This is a genomic window from Streptomyces hoynatensis, assembly GCF_003626535.1.
GTDB classification, from domain to species: Bacteria; Actinomycetota; Actinomycetes; order Streptomycetales; family Streptomycetaceae; genus Streptomyces; species Streptomyces hoynatensis.
On record NZ_RBAL01000016.1, the window covers coordinates 124,551 to 139,466 of the forward strand.

Annotated in this window: 16 protein-coding genes; 2 read left to right on the forward strand and 14 right to left on the reverse strand. The window is 74.8% G+C overall.

Annotated features, from left to right (window positions below; genetic code table 11):
* Positions 1-207 precede the first annotated feature (207 nt).
* Positions 208-414: a hypothetical protein gene (locus D7294_RS23530; protein ID WP_120683023.1), complete on the reverse strand. Its 207-nt coding sequence runs from the start codon at positions 412-414 to the stop codon at positions 208-210.
* A 333-nt stretch (positions 415-747) separates the two neighbouring features.
* Positions 748-1,035: an acylphosphatase gene (locus D7294_RS23535; protein ID WP_277751112.1), complete on the reverse strand. Its 288-nt coding sequence runs from the start codon at positions 1,033-1,035 to the stop codon at positions 748-750.
* A gap of 333 nt (positions 1,036-1,368) precedes the next feature.
* Here D7294_RS23535 and D7294_RS23540 point away from each other — a divergent pair, with 333 nt between their 5' ends.
* Complete coding sequence (locus D7294_RS23540) at positions 1,369-2,103, forward strand: CAP domain-containing protein (RefSeq protein ID WP_241562575.1); 735 nt, start codon at positions 1,369-1,371, stop codon at positions 2,101-2,103.
* Here the strand turns inward: D7294_RS23540 and mutM are convergent.
* The 10 genes from mutM to D7294_RS23590 form a co-directional block, all read right to left on the reverse strand.
* Positions 2,097-2,957, reverse strand: coding sequence for a bifunctional DNA-formamidopyrimidine glycosylase/DNA-(apurinic or apyrimidinic site) lyase (mutM, locus tag D7294_RS23545; protein WP_120683027.1), 861 nt, complete (start codon positions 2,955-2,957; stop codon positions 2,097-2,099). The genes D7294_RS23540 and mutM overlap by 7 nt on opposite strands.
* Entirely contained in the window at positions 2,950-3,738 is a 789-nt protein-coding gene (rnc, locus tag D7294_RS23550; RefSeq protein WP_120683029.1) for a ribonuclease III, read from the reverse strand. The genes mutM and rnc overlap by 8 nt, the downstream gene beginning before the upstream one ends.
* 19 nt (positions 3,739-3,757) lie before the next feature.
* Positions 3,758-3,931, reverse strand: a complete 174-nt coding sequence (gene rpmF, locus D7294_RS23555) for a 50S ribosomal protein L32 (protein ID WP_120683031.1) — start codon at positions 3,929-3,931, stop codon at positions 3,758-3,760.
* Positions 3,932-3,933: 2 nt separating this feature from the next.
* Positions 3,934-4,554: a YceD family protein gene (locus D7294_RS23560; protein ID WP_120683033.1), complete on the reverse strand. Its 621-nt coding sequence runs from the start codon at positions 4,552-4,554 to the stop codon at positions 3,934-3,936.
* A gap of 290 nt (positions 4,555-4,844) precedes the next feature.
* Positions 4,845-5,936 (reverse strand): ATP synthase F0 subunit B, encoded by a 1,092-nt coding sequence (locus D7294_RS23565; RefSeq protein WP_120683035.1) that lies wholly within the window; start codon positions 5,934-5,936, stop codon positions 4,845-4,847.
* Positions 5,937-5,993: 57 nt separating this feature from the next.
* Entirely contained in the window at positions 5,994-6,497 is a 504-nt protein-coding gene (gene coaD, locus D7294_RS23570; protein ID WP_241562576.1) for a pantetheine-phosphate adenylyltransferase, read from the reverse strand.
* A gap of 23 nt (positions 6,498-6,520) precedes the next feature.
* Positions 6,521-7,108 (reverse strand): 16S rRNA (guanine(966)-N(2))-methyltransferase RsmD, encoded by a 588-nt coding sequence (gene rsmD, locus D7294_RS23575; RefSeq protein ID WP_120683039.1) that lies wholly within the window; start codon positions 7,106-7,108, stop codon positions 6,521-6,523.
* A gap of 190 nt (positions 7,109-7,298) precedes the next feature.
* Positions 7,299-7,802 (reverse strand): DUF6227 family protein, encoded by a 504-nt coding sequence (locus D7294_RS23580; protein WP_120683042.1) that lies wholly within the window; start codon positions 7,800-7,802, stop codon positions 7,299-7,301.
* Between the two features lie 380 nt (positions 7,803-8,182).
* Complete coding sequence (gene recG, locus D7294_RS23585; protein ID WP_174248417.1) at positions 8,183-10,462, reverse strand: ATP-dependent DNA helicase RecG; 2,280 nt, start codon at positions 10,460-10,462, stop codon at positions 8,183-8,185.
* Between the two features lie 155 nt (positions 10,463-10,617).
* Complete coding sequence (locus D7294_RS23590) at positions 10,618-12,336, reverse strand: DAK2 domain-containing protein (protein WP_120683044.1); 1,719 nt, start codon at positions 12,334-12,336, stop codon at positions 10,618-10,620.
* 268 nt (positions 12,337-12,604) lie between these two features.
* Here D7294_RS23590 and rpmB point away from each other — a divergent pair, with 268 nt between their 5' ends.
* Positions 12,605-12,790, forward strand: coding sequence for a 50S ribosomal protein L28 (rpmB, locus tag D7294_RS23595; protein ID WP_120683046.1), 186 nt, complete (start codon positions 12,605-12,607; stop codon positions 12,788-12,790).
* A gap of 180 nt (positions 12,791-12,970) precedes the next feature.
* Here rpmB and thiD read toward each other — a convergent pair whose 3' ends face one another.
* On the reverse strand, positions 12,971-13,786 hold the full coding sequence (gene thiD / locus D7294_RS23600; RefSeq protein ID WP_120683048.1) for a bifunctional hydroxymethylpyrimidine kinase/phosphomethylpyrimidine kinase: 816 nt from the start codon (positions 13,784-13,786) through the stop codon (positions 12,971-12,973).
* A 66-nt stretch (positions 13,787-13,852) separates the two neighbouring features.
* Positions 13,853-14,815: a thiamine-phosphate kinase gene (locus tag D7294_RS23605; RefSeq protein ID WP_120683050.1), complete on the reverse strand. Its 963-nt coding sequence runs from the start codon at positions 14,813-14,815 to the stop codon at positions 13,853-13,855.
* Positions 14,816-14,916: the final 101 nt, after the last annotated feature.

Consider the following 14,916-nt stretch of genomic DNA (forward strand, 5'->3'; position numbering starts at 1 on the left):
CCGTTGTTCTCAGATTCGCCGTTTCGGGGGACGGGATGCAGGGCACATCAGTCAGTAAGCCAGACAGTGAACGAAAAACGATGCACATGCCGAGCATGGGTTGAGCAGGGGTCGTGCGGGTGCCGCACACATGACGGAGGGACGCCGAAGCGTCCCTCGCATTTATCCACTAGAGGCAGCCTTCGCGGCCTGCTCTCGCCTTTGAGATCAGGTCAGGGCCGGCTGCGCCTTGGGCATGTCGATGCTTTCGAGCACCGAGTCGCCGTGCCGGGCGGCGGCGGCCAGCGCGTCGTTCTCCGCCTGAACCCGGAGGAGCTGCGTCTCCAGGTCCTGTACGCGCTGCTGGAGCCGTCGCATCTCGGCGAGGACACGGGGGTCGAAGCCGCCGACGTGACCGAGAAGCGCCTTTGCCATGATGGATGGTCCTCCACACTGAGTGACCGACCGAAGCCGTTGGTGGGTCGTGAGATAGCACCCGCGACGTTTGCTCCGCCCAGTGTTCTCATGGCTACGTAGCTGAGTGCGCGGGACTTTCAGCGTCTCACCAAAAAGTGAGACGGTCAACACGATCACACCGCGCACGGCCGTGCCCCCTGGGCCGGTGGAGATCCACTGCGCGGGGCTCGCCGATCGTTTTCCCTCGGCTCCTCGGGTGCCGCGCAGGCGGGTGGTGGCGGAAGCCTTGCACGTCGGAGCGGGGAAGGCAAGGGATTTCCGGCAGCTTTGCGGGCGCGACGCGGCACCCCGTCAGCGGATGGCGAAGTCCTCGTAGCCGCCGCGCGGTGTGTCCCATATCTCGGTGACGCCGTCCACGCTCCCGGGCGTGTCGCCGTCGCGCAGCCACCCCAGGAGGCGCTCGCAGCGCTCGCGCGCCCCCTCGGCCACCACCTCGACCCGGCCGTCCCGCAGGTTCCGCGCACAGCCCAGGAGCCCGCCGATGGCCAGGGCCTGGGCCCGCGTGTACCAGCGGAATCCGACGCCCTGCACCCGGCCGCGCACCCACGCGGTCATCCGGACCTGCCCCGTCTCCGCCACCCCGGCCGCGTCCTGCGTGGCCTCGCGCTGCTCCGCCTCCTGCGGGTCCCGGGGGCCGGCCCCCGGTGCTCCGGCCCGCTCCGCGGAGCCGTTCGGTCGGTTCATGTGACGCACGCTATCCCGTCATTTCCGTTCGGACACTTCCGCCCGCGGCGCCATGCCGTATCGTCACGCGTTGAACATTCACCCGTTCAGGTGCTTCGCGTTCTTCACCGAGTGACGAGGACGGTGCCACAGATGGGTCGCCATCGACATCGCCACCGCCGTCGGCGGAACCACGTGCGTTCCGGACTTGTCGGCGCCTCGGCCGCACTTGCCGTGAGCGCGGTCGCCGTGGGGTCCGGGCTACTGCCGAGCGCGGGGGACACCCACGTCGACGACGCCGGCGGCCTCGCCCCCACGCCGCGTGGCGCCTCCTCGGCGGGCACGACGGCCCCGGCCGACCGCACAAGCCCCGGGAGCGGGGAGGAGACGGAGCGGCAGCGCACCCGGGAGGAGCACGCCTCGCCCCGGGAGTCCCCCTCCCCCACCGCCGAGGAAACCCCCTCGCGGCCCGCCTCCGAGCCGCCGGAGGAGTCCGCCGGGGAGACCTCCGCTGACCCGGAGCCGACCGCGGAGCCCAGCAGCCAGGAGCCCGAGCCCACCGAGGCGCCCACCCAGGAGGAGACCGGCGCCCCCGACGCGGACCCCGAGTCGGCCGCCGTGCTGCAGGTGCTCTCCCTGGTCAACGCCGAGCGCGGGCAGGCGGGCTGCCAGCCGCTGACGCTGGACGCGCAGCTCGGCGCCCTCGCCCAGGACTTCAGCGAGGACATGGCGGCCAGGGGCTTCTTCGACCACACCGACCCGGACGGCCTCACCCCCTGGGACCGGGCCCAGGTCGCGGGCATAGGCAACCTCGGCGGCGAGAACATAGCCCGCGGCCAGCAGGACGCCCAGGCCGTGATGGACGCCTGGATGGGCAGCGAGGGGCACCGGGCCAACATCCTCAACTGCGAGTTCCGCACCCTGGGCGTCGGCGTGCACTTCGGCACCGGCGGCCCCTGGTGGACGCAGGACTTCGGTTACTGAGCCGCCCGGCGCGCGGGGCGCTGGCACCGCGGGCAGAAGTAGCTCGACCGGTTCATCCAGGGGCGCCTGCGCACCGGCGTCCCACACCGGCGGCAGGGCTGGTCCTCCCTGCCGTACACCCGGAGGGACCGGCTGAAGTACCCGGACTCGCCGTTGACGTTGACGTACAGGCTGTCGAAGCTGGTGCCGCCGACGGCCAGCGCGGCGTTCATCACCTCGCGCACGCCGGCGATCAGCTCGGCGGTCCTCGCCCTGCCGAGGCTCGCGGTGGGGCGGTCGTAGTGCAGCCTCGCCAGCCACAGCGCCTCGTCGGCGTAGATGTTGCCGACGCCGCTGATGAGGGACTGGTCGAGCAGCGCCCGCTTCAGGGTGGTCCGGCGCCGGCGCAGCGCCTCGTGGAAGGCGTCCTCGTCGAACTCCGGGTCGAGGGGGTCGCGCGCGATGTGGCCTATCACCTCGGGCAGCCCGTCGGCCGCCACCGGATGCAGCGAAAGACCGCCGAACGTCCGCTGGTCGACGAAGCGCAGCTCGCCACGCGCGGCGTCCGTGAAGGTGATCCGCACCCGCAGGTGCTTCTCGTCCGGCGCGGCGCCCGGCTGCACGAGCAGCTGCCCGCTCATGCCCAGGTGCGCGAGCAGCGCCAGCTCGGAACCCAGGGGCAGCCACAGGTACTTGCCGCGGCGGCGCACGTCGAGCACCCGGGCGCCACGCAGCCGCCCGGCGAAGTCCACGGCGCCCGCGAGGTGGCGGCGCACGGCGCGCGGGTGCAGCACCTCGGCACCGGCGATCGTCCGGCCGCCCACCCAGCGTTCGAGGCCGCGCCTGACGACCTCGACCTCGGGCAGCTCAGGCAACGGTCTCGCCGTCGGCCGGCTCGGCGCCCTCGGCCTGCCGCTCCCGTTCGGCGTCGAGCGCCCCGCGGATGGCGCGCCAGGCCGTCTCGGCGGCCTGCTGCTCCGCTTCCTTCTTGCTGCGGCCTGTGCCGGTGCCGTAGGTCTCGCCGCCGACACGGGCCGCAGCGGTGAAGGTCTTCTCGTGATCGGGGCCGGTCTCGCTGATCACGTACTCGGGCACGCCGAGCCCCTCGGCCGCGCTCAGCTCCTGGAGACTGGTCTTCCAGTCCAGGCCGGCGCCCAGGTTCGAGGAGCGCTCGATCACCGGGTCGAACAGCCGGTGCACGAGGGCGTCCGCGGCTTCCAGGCCCTGGTCGAGGTAGACGGCACCGATCACCGCCTCGAGGGTGTCGGCCAGGATCGACGCCTTGTTCCGGCCGCCGGTGACCTCCTCGCCCCGGCCGAGCCTGACGAACGCGCCCAGGTCGAGGCCGCGGGCCACCTCGGCCAGCGCCCTGGCCTGGACGACGGCCGCGCGCAGCTTGGCGAGCTGCCCTTCCGCGAGATCGGGATGGCGGCGGTAGAGGGTGTCGGTGACGATGAGGCCGAGCACCGAATCCCCGAGAAACTCCAGCCGCTCGTTCGTGGGCAGCCCACCGTTCTCGTACGCATAGCTGCGGTGGGTGAGCGCACGAATCAGAAGGGCGGGCTCGAGCCGGTAGCCGAGCCGCCCTTCCAGAGTCGCGAGGGACGAGGCCGTGTCCGCCGACGCCTGGGGTTGCGACCTCCTGGCGTGTGACATGGAGCCTGTCACCCGCCGATCAGACCTCGAGGACCTGACGGCGGTTGTACGTGCCGCAGTTGGAGCACGCGGTGTGCTGGAGCCTCGGCTCCTGGCAGCGCTCGCAACGCACCAGGTTGGGGGCCGCAGCCTTCCACTGCGACCGGCGGTGGCGCGTGTTGCTGCGCGACATCTTCCGCTTCGGAACAGCCACGGCTACTTCTCCTGTGGATCGTCCCCGCTGCCGCGGGGTGGCTTCTCTTGCTTGACTTGCTGGTCTGGCTCCGCGGTCCCCGCCGGCCCGAGGGCGGCGGAGAAGTCGCGCAGCGCCGCCCACCGGACGTCGACGACGTCCTCGTGGCGGTGGTCCGGGTCCTCCGCGAGCAGCGCCCCGCACTCGGGGCACAGTCCCGGGCAGTCCTCCCGGCACACCGGCTGCAGGGGCAGTGCGAGCACCACCGCGTCCCGCACCACGGGCTCGAGGTCGAACAGGTCCCCCTGGAGGAAGAGCGTCTCCTCCTCCGCCTCCTCGGCGCCGGGCTCCGCCTGGCGGTGGGCGCCCTCGGCCTCGGGGTAGGAGAACATCTCCTGGAAGTCCGCCGTCACCTCACGGCCGACCGGCTCGAGACACCTTACGCACTCGCCCGCCAGCGGCGCACGGACGGTACCCGTGACGAGCACGCCCTCGATGACCGACTCCATCCGGAGCGACACCTCGAGCGGGGCGCCCTTGGGCACGCCGATGACCTCGATGCCGAGGTCGGCCGGGGCCTCGACCGTCCGGGAGACCCGCTTGAGGGCACCGGCACGCCGCCCCAGCTCGCGTGTGTCGAACACGAGCGGGGCTCGGTGATCCAGCGGGGCGTTCAGGGCTTTCTGCTTTCTCGCGTTGGTGGGGCCGCGCGAAGCCGCGGGCGCCGGGCCCTGCCGGAGGGCCGGGCGGGCAGCCACGATCACCAGAGCGCCGCGGCCGAACAGTCAGCATACTTCACGGCCCGGCGGTCACCCAATCCGCTGCTCCGCCCCCCGGAACCGGCCGGCGGGACGCCCTGCCGCGTTGCCGGAACGCCCCCGTACGCCCCGCACGAGGGCGCGTTGCCCGCCGCGCGGGGCGTACGGGGCCCCGCCTAGTGCTGACCCTGCTGGTAGCGGCGCAGCTGCTCGGCGTCGATCATCCCGGTGTCGAACAGGCTGGTCTCGTCGAGCACGGCCGGGGCCTGGTAGTCGTAGCCGCCCTGCGCGGGCACCGGCTGGCGGCCGTAGGGGTCCTGGGCGTAGCCGGTGGCATAGGCCCCCTCGCCGGCGTACGGGTCCTGGGCGTAGCCGCCCTGCCCGTAGCCCTCCTGCCCGTAGCCGCCCTGCCCGTACGCGTCCTGGCCGTAGCCGCCCTGGCCGTAGGCGTCCTGCGCGCCGGCGGCCTGGAGGGCGTAGGGGTCCTCGGCGGGCACGTAGGAGGGGGCGGCCGGCTGCGGCTCGGCCTCCACCGGCCCGGCCTCGGCCTGGCGCTCGGGCTGGGGCATGCCGAGGTAGTCGTAGGTGTCCTGGTCGGGCCGCCGGTCGAAGTACGCCTCGCCGGCGCGGCCGCCCTCCGCCGCCTCCCGCGCCTCCTGGTCGGCCACGTGCTGGGCGAGTTCGTCGATGGGGCGGTGGCCGGTCAGCTTCTGCCTGCCCCGGCCCACCGCCTCCAGCGTCTTGCGGAGCACCGCCTCGATGGCCCCGAACTGGGCCTCCACGTACTCGTCGGCGTGGGCGAGCAATTCCCCCGGGTCGCCGCGGCCGGCGCCGAGCAGCTTCTCGCGGCCCCGGTCCACCGAGCCGATGGTCTTGCCGAGGACGACCTCGAAGTTGGCCAGCTTGCTGTCCACGTAGTCGTCGGCCTGCTCCTTGACCTCGGCGGCCTCGCGGCGCGCCTCGGCGAGGATGCGGGCCGCCTCCTGCTGGGCCTGCTGGACGACCTCGGTGGTCTCGACGAGCGAGCCGCGCTCCGCGTGCGCCGCCTCGAGGATGCGCTGTGCCTCCTGCTGGGCCTCGGCCACGACCTGCTCACGGCCGCCGAGCACCTCCTGGGCCTGGGCGAGCGAGTCGGGCAGCGCCTGGCGCACCTCGTCGAGGCGGGTGAGCAGCTCGGACCGGTTGATGACGCAGGATGCCGACATGGGCATGCCCTTGGCGTTCTGGACCGCCGCGACGATCTCGTCGAGTTTCTGCTGTACGTCCACGAGGCGACTGTACGGCCAACCGGCCGCCGTGGGGCAGCGTTTGCGCCGTGCGCCCCGTCACCCCTGCGCGCCGGGCGCCTCGCCGCGGGGGCGCACCTTGGCGTGCAGCGCCGCGAGGACCGGCTCGGGCACCAGGTGGGAGACGTCACCGCCCCAGGCGGCGACCTCCTTGACGAGGCTGGAGGAGAGGAAGCTGTGCGTGGGGTTGGTGGGGATGAACAGCGTCTCCACCCCGGACAGCCCGTTGTTCATCTGCGCCATCTGCAACTCGTAGTCGAAGTCGCTGACGGCCCGCAGGCCCTTGACGATGGCCGGGATGTCCCGTTCCTTGCAGTAGTCCACGAGCAGGCCGTGGTACGACTCGACGACGACATTGCCGTAGGCGCGGGTGCACTGCTCGATCAGCGAGATCCGCTCGCCGATGTCGAAGAGGCCCTTCTTCGACTTGTTGATCATGACGGCGACGTGGACGATGTCGTAGAGCCTCGAGGCGCGGCCGACGATGTCGAGGTGCCCATTGGTGATGGGGTCGAAGGACCCCGGACAGACTGCGCGGCGCAACGGTCTTCCCTCGCTCTCCCGGCTCATGACCGGTCGGTGATGTGCTGGACGGCGGTCCGGCCATACCAGAGCGTTCCCTCGCCGTAGCGGCGTGAACGCAGTTCCCGGAATCCGGCCGGCCAGGCGAAGTCACCGCCCCGGGTGCTCCGCTCCACGGTGGCCACGGCGTCCTCGGCGAGCCAGCCGTTCCTCCCGAGTGTGAGAAGGATCTCCCCCACCTCGCCGTCGCGCACCGCGTACGGCGGATCGAGGAAGACCAGGTCGTACGGCGGCCCGGGAGGGGGGCCCGCGACGACCTGCTCGGCCCTGGCGGCGCGCAGTTCGGCGCCCGGCAGCCCGAGGGTCCTGATGTTCTCCCTGATGGTCCCGGCCGCCCTCGGGTCGGACTCGGCGAGCAGGACGTGCGCCGCCCCCCGGGACAGGGCCTCCAGGCCGACGGCGCCCGAGCCGCCGTACAGGTCGAGGACCCGGGCGCCGGTCAGGGGACCCCACAGGGCGGTCCAGGTGGAGAAGAGTCCCTCGCGGGCGCGGTCCGAGGTGGGCCTGGTGCCGCCGCCCGGCGGCACGGCCAGCCGCCGTCCGCCCGCGGTACCGGCGATCACGCGGGTCATGGGCCTCGCAGCGCTTCCTTCTCGGCGGACGTTCCGCGGCCCCGCGGCCTCGCCCCGAGAAACCGCCAGGGTCCGGCTGCGGCCGGAGGGCGGCCGGGGTGGCGGCCGGAGAACCACGTGGCCCCCACGCTATCCCGCCGTCCTGCGGCGCGGGGCGCCAGGGCACCGCTCGGGAGGCCCGAGACGCCGGTCAGCGGCCGGGCGCCTCCCGGGTGCCCGGCCCGCGGACGCCCGGCTCGCGGGAGGCGGCGCCGGCGCGCCTGGCGGCGAGTTCGGCCGCCCACTCCTCGCGGTACACCTCGCAGACCAGGCGATGGTCGGGCGTCTGGTCGTGCTCCAGCTCGTACAGGCACACCTCGCTGCCGTCGGCGAGCAGGAAGGCGTGCTCGTAGACCGAGCACCAGCCGCGGACGCAGCCCCGGCCGGGGGGCTCGGGCAGCCGCTCGATGTCGTATCCCCTGGCGGCGGCGAGCAGCCGCAGGACGTCCTCGCCCGGGCGGTCCGGGTTCACGGCGCGGCGCAGCAGGCGCCTGGCGTGGTCGGGGGAGTCCTGCCCGGGGTAGCTCCGCTGCCTGGGCAGGGACTCGCCGGGCAGGGCGCCCTGCCCTGCCGTCCCCTTCAGGGCGAGCAGGAGTTCCAGCTCCTCGGCGGACGGGATCTCGCTGCCGGGCAGGGCCTCTGGCTGGTCGGTCATGCGGATTTCCTCCCGGTATGCCTCTCCCGAACGGCCGGTGGGGCGCTCACCGTAGTGCCACGACTCCGCCGCGGGGAGCGTTTTACGCAAAGACGAACGGCGCACAGCGCACGGTGTGCGACGCGCGGCGCGACCTCCCGCCCGGCCGGACGGGGGGCGCGAACGCCGCGCCGTGCGCACTTCTATGACGGAAAGGACGGACGGGTGGCTCCCGTCCCTCTCCCCGGCACATCCGGCTGTTTGCTGCGTTGTCCGGTGGTGTCCAACCGGGTCCGGCGGTGTCAGGCGCGGGGGCGCCGCCCGGCGGGGACCGGTGCGCCCGGCGCGCCCGCCCGCGCCCCGCACGCCCCCGGCTGCCCGGCCCGGCGCACGCCTTCGGGTCACCCCTTGTCGAGGAACTCCTCGCGCTCGCTGTCGAGGAGCGCGTCGAGCGCCACCCGCAGCTCGGGAACGCCCGCCAGCTCCGGGTCCTTCTCCACCAGCGCGGTGGCCTCGGCCCTGGCCTCGGCGATGATCTCCTCGTCGTCGACCACGGTGAGCATCCGCAGGCTGCTGCGGCCACCGGACTGCGCCTCGCCGAGGACGTCGCCCTCGCGGCGCTGCTCCAGGTCGATGCGGGAGAGTTCGAAGCCGTCCGTGGTCGCGGCGACCGCGTCCAGCCTGGCCCGCGCCCCGCTGCCCTCCACGGCCTCGCTGACCAGCAGGCACAGCCCGGGCGCCGCGCCGCGTCCGACGCGTCCGCGCAGCTGGTGGAGCTGGGAGACGCCGAACCGGTCGGCGTCCATGATCACCATCACGGTGGCGTTCGGCACGTTCACCCCGACCTCGATCACCGTGGTGGCCACCAGCACGTCCACCTCGCCCGCCGCGAAGCGCCGCATCACCTCGTCCTTGGCCTCGGGCGCCATCCGGCCGTGCAGCACCTCGAGGCGCAGGCCGCCGAGGGGCCCTTCCGCGAGTTCCGAGGCGACGTCGAGCACGGCCAGCGGCGGGCGCCGCTCGCCCTCCCCCTCGGGGCCCTCGCCGTCCTGCGCGTCCTCGTCCCCGCGCCGTTCCGCGGCCCGGCCCCCGGCCTGTTCCGCCTCCTCCCCGATCCGCGGGCAGACCACGTACGCCTGGTGGCCGGCCTCCACCTCCTCCCTGACCCGCTCCCAGGCCCGGCTGAGGAAGTGCGGCTTGTCCCTGGCCGGGACGACGTGGCTGGCGATGGGCGCGCGGCCGGCGGGCAGCTCGTCGAGCACCGAGGTGGACAGGTCGCCGAAGACGGTCATGGCGACGGTGCGCGGGATCGGCGTGGCCGTCATCACCAGCAGGTGCGGGGGCCGGTGCCCCTTCGCCCGCAGGGATTCGCGCTGTTCGACGCCGAACCGGTGCTGCTCGTCGACCACGACAAGGCCGAGGTCGTGGAACTGCACGACGTCCTCGATCAGCGCGTGGGTGCCGATGACGATGCCCGCCTCGCCCGTCACGGCCTCGAGGAGCGCCTTGCGCCTGGCCGCCGCGCCCATGGAGCCGGTGAGCAGCGCCACCCTGGTGCCCTGCTCCGCGCCGCCGAGCATCCCGCCCTCGGCCAGCTCCCCGAGCATCTCCACGAGGGAGCGGTGGTGCTGCTGGGCGAGCACCTCGGTGGGGGCGAGCAGCGCCGACTGCCCGCCGGAGTCGGCCACGGCGAGCATGGCGCGCAGCGCGACCAGCGTCTTGCCGCTGCCGACCTCGCCCTGCAGCAGGCGGTGCATCGGGTGCTCCGCCGCCAGGTCCGCCAGGATCTCGTCGCCGACCCGGCGCTGGCCCGCGGTGAGCGTGAAGGGCAGCCGGGCGTCGAAGGCGTGCAGCAGCCCGCCGGGACGCGGCCGCCGCGGCTGGGCGGTGAGCTGGGCCGCCGCCCGGCGCCGCCTGGCCAGGGCCACCTGCAGGACGAAGGCCTCGTCCCACTTCAGCCGCGACCTGGCGGCGGCGATGTCGGCCTTGGCGCGCGGCCGGTGCACCTTCTCGATGGCCTCGGGCAGGGGCAGCAGCCCGCGCCGGGCGCGCAGCGCGGCGGGGAGCGGGTCCGTCACCCCGGCCCAGCCGGTGGCGCGCAGCGAGTCGAGGACGGTGTCCACCGACTTGGCCAGCCGCCAGGACTCCAGCTGCTTGCAGGCCGGGTAGAGGGGCAGCAGCCGGGAGGCGAACTCCTCGGCGGCCTCGGGCACCCCCTCCCGCGTGCCCTCCTCCGCCCCGCCGCCGCGGCCGTCCTCCTCGAGCAACTCGTAGGCCGGGTGGGAGAGCTGGAGCCGGTGCCGGAAAATCGAGACCTTGCCCGCGAACATGCCCCGGCGGCCGGGCAGCAGCACCCGCTCGTGGTGGCGCACCGCGCGGCTGCCGAAGAAGACCAGCTGAAGCCGCCCGCTGCCGTCCGTGAGCGTCACCTCCAGCCGCAGGCCACGGCCGCGGTTGAACGTGTGGGTCCTGCTGTCGGCGACCTCCGCGACGACCGTGACGTGCTCGTCGAGCGGCAGGTCGCCGAGGCGGGTGAGCTCGCCGCGCTCGGCGTAGCGGCGCGGATAGTGGTGGAGCAGGTCGCCGACCGTGTGCAGATCGAGGTGGGCGGCCATCACCTTGGCGGTGCTGCCGCCGACGACCTTGGCGAGGGGCTCGTGCAGCGCGGTCACGCGCTCCATTGCACACCATGGGTACGACAGCCCACCGCCACACCATGTGGTCCGCGGGTCCGCGGGGCCGCGAGGCCGCCGCCGCCCTGCCCGCCCGCGGCCCACCCCGCCTTCGGGCATGCTCCGGCCCGCTTTTCCGCCCGGGCCCGCCGGGCCCGGGCCGGTTACTCCACGCCGATGAGCAGCGGCGCGTCCTGCCGTCCCTCGTACACCACCGTGTCCACGCCGAGGTGGCCGCGGCGCACCCGCTCGCGCAGCCGGTCGGCGAGGCCGGCGGGGGCGCTCGCGCCGAGGACCAGCGTGACCAGTTCGCCGCCCGCGGAGAGCATGCGCTCCAGCACCTCGCCCGCGACCTCGTCGGCCGCGGCGCCGATGACCGCGACGTCGCCGTCGACCAGGCCGAGCACGTCCCCGGCCTGGCAGATCCCGGCCATCGTCCAGGACTGCCGCTCGGCCACGGCCACCTCGCCGAACCTGGTGGCTCCGGCGGCGGAGGTCATGGCGACGACGTCCTCGTCGAAACGCCGCTCCGGCGCGTGAACGGCCAGCGCCGCGATGCCCTGGACGGGGGAACGGGTGGGCACCACGGCGACCCGCAGCCCGGCGGCCCTGGCCTGCTCGGCGGCGGCGGAGGCGGCGTGCCACAGGCCGTCGTCGTTGGGCAGCAGCACCACCTCGGCGGCCCGGGTGCGCTGGATCACGGCGGTCAGTTCCCCGGCGCCCGGGGGCTCGCCCTGGCGCACGGTGAGCGCGAGCGCCCCCGCCTCCTCGCAGAGCCCGGCCAGGCCGTCGCCCGGCAGCAGGGAGACCACCGCGCGGGCGCCCCGCGCCGGGGCGTGCGGCGCGGCGGCCAGGGCGGTGATCCTGATCCGGTGCGGCCGGCCCGCCTCGATGCCGGCCTCGACCGCCGCGCCGGGCCGTGCGGTGTGGACGTGGACGTTCCACAGGCCGTCGCCGCCGACCACGACGAGGGAATCGCCGAGCGCGTCCAGCCGCGCCCTGAGCCCGGCCACCGCGGAGTCCGCGGCCTCGAGCAGGTAGATGACCTCGTGGGTCACCAGCGCCCCTTCCGGCGTGCCCGGCCCGCCCGCGCCGGGGGCGTGCGCCGTCCCGCCGAAGGGCCCGGGGGCGTGCGGCGTTTCCCCGGCGGGCGGCGCGGCGCCGGATATCGCCGCGTCCTTCCGGCACTCGGCCGCGCCGCCCCGATCCGTGCGGCGCGGGCCGGGGGCCCGGAACAGCCGCTCGCGCGGGGAGGCGCCTGGGGCGCCCCCGGAGAGCGCCGACTGCAGCGCGTCGAGCACCGCCACCAGCCCCCTGCCGCCCGCGTCCACCACGCCCGCCTCGGCCAGCGCCGCGAGTTGCCCCGGCGTGGCCTCCAGCGCCCGCCCGGCGCCCGCGCCCGCCGCGGCGACCACCTCCTCGGGCAGGGCCCCGGAGGCGGCCTCGGCCGCCTCGGCCGCGGCCGAGGCGACGGTCAGCATGGTGCCCTCCACCGGGTGCGCCACGGCCTCGTAGGCCGACTCCACGGCCCGCCGCAGCGCGCGCCGCACGGTCGCGGCCTCCGCGGGGTCGGGCCCCTCGGCGAGCACCTCGGCCATGCCGCGCAGGAGTTGGGCGAGGATGGTGCCCGAGTTGCCGCGGGCGCCGATCAGGGCGCCGTGTGCCATGCTGCGGGCGGCCTCGGCGAGCGTGGGGCTCCCGGTGCCGGCGGCCGCCACCGCCTGGGCGGCGGACTCGACGGTCAGGTAGAGATTGGTGCCGGTGTCCCCGTCGGCGACCGGGAAGACGTTGATCGCGTCGATGTCCTCGCGGGCGCGCCCGAGGGCGTCGAGCGCGAGCAGGCACCAGCGCCGTACCGCTGCGGCGTCGAGCGGCTGCGGCACGTGAGGACCTCCTCGGCCGGGGCGGGGGCGGACGGTTGGTGCAGCTTATGCCCTCGCCGGTGTAGGGCTCACCGCCATGGGCAGGGCGGGCGATTTCGCCCTTCGGGAACGCCCGGGGTATGCTGCCCCGGTTGCCCGAGGTCGTCGCCGTGTACCGCGTGTACGGGCCGTGCGTCGGGTGAATCCGCCGGGGCCGTCAAGTCCCGGGGTCCCAGCGTAAGTTTCCGTCTCCCCGCCCGCGCGGGGTGACCCGTCTTTGGAGTGACCCGTGGCTGCCAACTGCGATGTCTGCGGCAAGGGGCCGGGCTTCGGCAACAGCATTTCCCACTCGCACCGCCGTACCCCCCGCCGTTGGAACCCCAACATCCAGCGGGTGCGTTCCGTGGTCAACGGCACGCCGAAGCGCCTGTACGTCTGCACCTCGTGCATCAAGGCGGGCAAGGTCTCGCGCTGAGCCCTCCGCCGCGCTGAGCCCTCCGGCTTCGCGCCGAGTTCGGCTCCTGTGGCCGGTCCACCCTTCCGGTGGGCCGGCCTTCTGGCGTGCGGGCCTCCGCCCGCGCGGGCGCCCGGCCCGCCGCCCTTGGCCGTCCGGCCCGTGGGCCCCTTCCGGCCCCGCCGCCGCGCCCTCCCCGCCTCAGGTGCCGGTTCCGCCGGCCGTTTCCCGCCGCGTCAGGTGCGCGTGGTCGACCGGCCCGATCCCGGCGCCGAGCGGGAAGCCGGCCGCGATGGCGCCCGTCACGTACTCCTTGGCCGCCGTGACGGCCGAGGGCACCGGGTCGCCGAAGGCCAGCCGCGCGGCGATCGCCGCGGCGAGCGTGCAGCCCGTGCCGTGCGTGTGGCGGTTGCCGTGGCGCGGGGCACGCAGCCAGTGCTCGGCGCTGCCGTCGGTCAGCAGGTCCACCGCGTCGCCCGGCAGGTGGCCGCCCTTGATCAGCACCCAGCGCGGTCCGAGGGCCAGGACGGCCGCGGCGGCCCGCGGCAGGTCCTCCTCGCCCCGCACCAGAACGCCGGTGAGCTGGGCGACCTCCGCCAGGTTCGGGGTGGCGAGGGTGGCGGAGGGCAGCAGCCTGTGGCGCACGACGTCCACCGCGTCCGCGGCCAGCAGCGGGTCACCGTGTGAGGAGACGCCCACCGGGTCGACGACCACCGGCGCGCCGACCGTGGCGAGCAGCCCGGCGACGGTCTCCACCACCTCGGCGGTGGCGAGCATCCCGGTCTTGACCGCCTGCACGCCGATATCGTCCACCACGCTGCGGAACTGCGCGGCCACCGCCTGCGACGGCAGCTCCCAGGTCCCCTGCACGCCCAGCGAGTTCTGCGCCGTGACGGCCGTGATCACGCTCATGCCGTGGGTGCCGAGCGCGAGCATCGTCTTCAGGTCGGCCTGAATCCCGGCGCCGCCGCCCGAGTCGGAGCCGGCGACGGTGAGAACGCGCGGAGGTGCCTGCATGGCACCCGACCCTACTGAGCGCCGCCCGGCGGGACTCCCCCGGGCGGCGCCCGCAGGCCGGAGGGCTCAGCCGGCGAAGTGGTCCCAGCCGCCGGCCTTGTCCCAGGCCGCGCCGTCCACCGTCACCCGCGGCAGCCCCCGCACCCTGGCGGGCAGCACCTCCCCGATGGTGCGCCAGCGGGCCGGGAGCTTGGTCTCGGGCGGGAACGTGGCCACGAGCGCGTGATCCTCCCCGCCGGTCAGCACCCAGTTCAGCGGGTCGACTCCCACGGCCTGCCCGATGTCCGACATCTGCGCCGGGATGTCGAGGGAGGCGGAGGCCAGGTCGATGCGCACCTTGCTGCCCTTGGCCAGGTGGCCGAGGTCGGCGATGAGCCCGTCGCTCACGTCGGTCATGGCGGTCGCGCCCAGGGCCGCGGCCGCCGGGCCCGCGGCGTAGGGCGGTTCGGGGCGGCGGTGCGCCTCGACGAAGGCGCGGGGGGAGCGGAAGCCGCGGGAGAGCACCGCGTGCCCGGCCGCGGACCAGCCGAGCCAGCCCGTGACGGCGACGATGTCGCCCGGCCTGGCGCCGGTCCTGGTCACCGGCTCGCGTCCGGACAGGTCGCCGAGTGCGGTGATGGAGACGGTGATCGTCTCGCCCCGGACCACGTCGCCGCCGGCCACCCCGGCGCCCGCGACCCGGCACTCGTCGCGCACCCCGTCCATCAGCTCCACCGGCCAGGTGGCGGGGAGTTCGGCGGGGACCACCAGGCCGAGCAGCACCGCGGTCGGCACCGCGCCCATCGCCGCGATGTCGGCCAGGTTCTGGGCGGCGGCCTTGCGGCCGACGTCGTAGGCGGTGGACCAGTCGCGGCGGAAGTGCCGCCCCTCGAGCAGGATGTCCGTGCTGGCGACGACCCGCCGGTCGGGGGCCGCCACCACGGCCGCGTCGTCCCCCGGGCCGAGCCGCACGGCGGGCGTGCCGGTGATCCGGGAGGTCAGCTCCCTGATCAGGCCGAACTCCCCGAGCTCCCCCACGCTGCCCTTCACTCAGTTCTCCTCATGCTCGTCCCGCCGGCCCCTGCCACTTCGGATCGGTCACTCCCGTCCGCGCCCGCCGTCCTCACCGCGGCCACCCCCGGTGTCTCCCG

Bases quoted from the DNA above. Each gene is read 5' to 3' on its own strand.
- rnc (WP_120683029.1), bottom strand. From the start codon at position 3,738: ATGTCACACGCCAGGAGGTCGCAACCCCAGGCGTCGGCGGACACGGCC.
- D7294_RS23580 (WP_120683042.1), bottom strand. From the start codon at position 7,802: ATGACCGACCAGCCAGAGGCCCTGCCCGGCAGCGAGATCCCGTCCGCC.
- D7294_RS23530 (WP_120683023.1), bottom strand. From the start codon at position 414: ATGGCAAAGGCGCTTCTCGGTCACGTCGGCGGCTTCGACCCCCGTGTC.
- rsmD (WP_120683039.1), bottom strand. From the start codon at position 7,108: ATGACCCGCGTGATCGCCGGTACCGCGGGCGGACGGCGGCTGGCCGTG.
- thiD (WP_120683048.1), bottom strand. From the start codon at position 13,786: ATGCAGGCACCTCCGCGCGTTCTCACCGTCGCCGGCTCCGACTCGGGC.
- recG (WP_174248417.1), bottom strand. From the start codon at position 10,462: ATGGAGCGCGTGACCGCGCTGCACGAGCCCCTCGCCAAGGTCGTCGGC.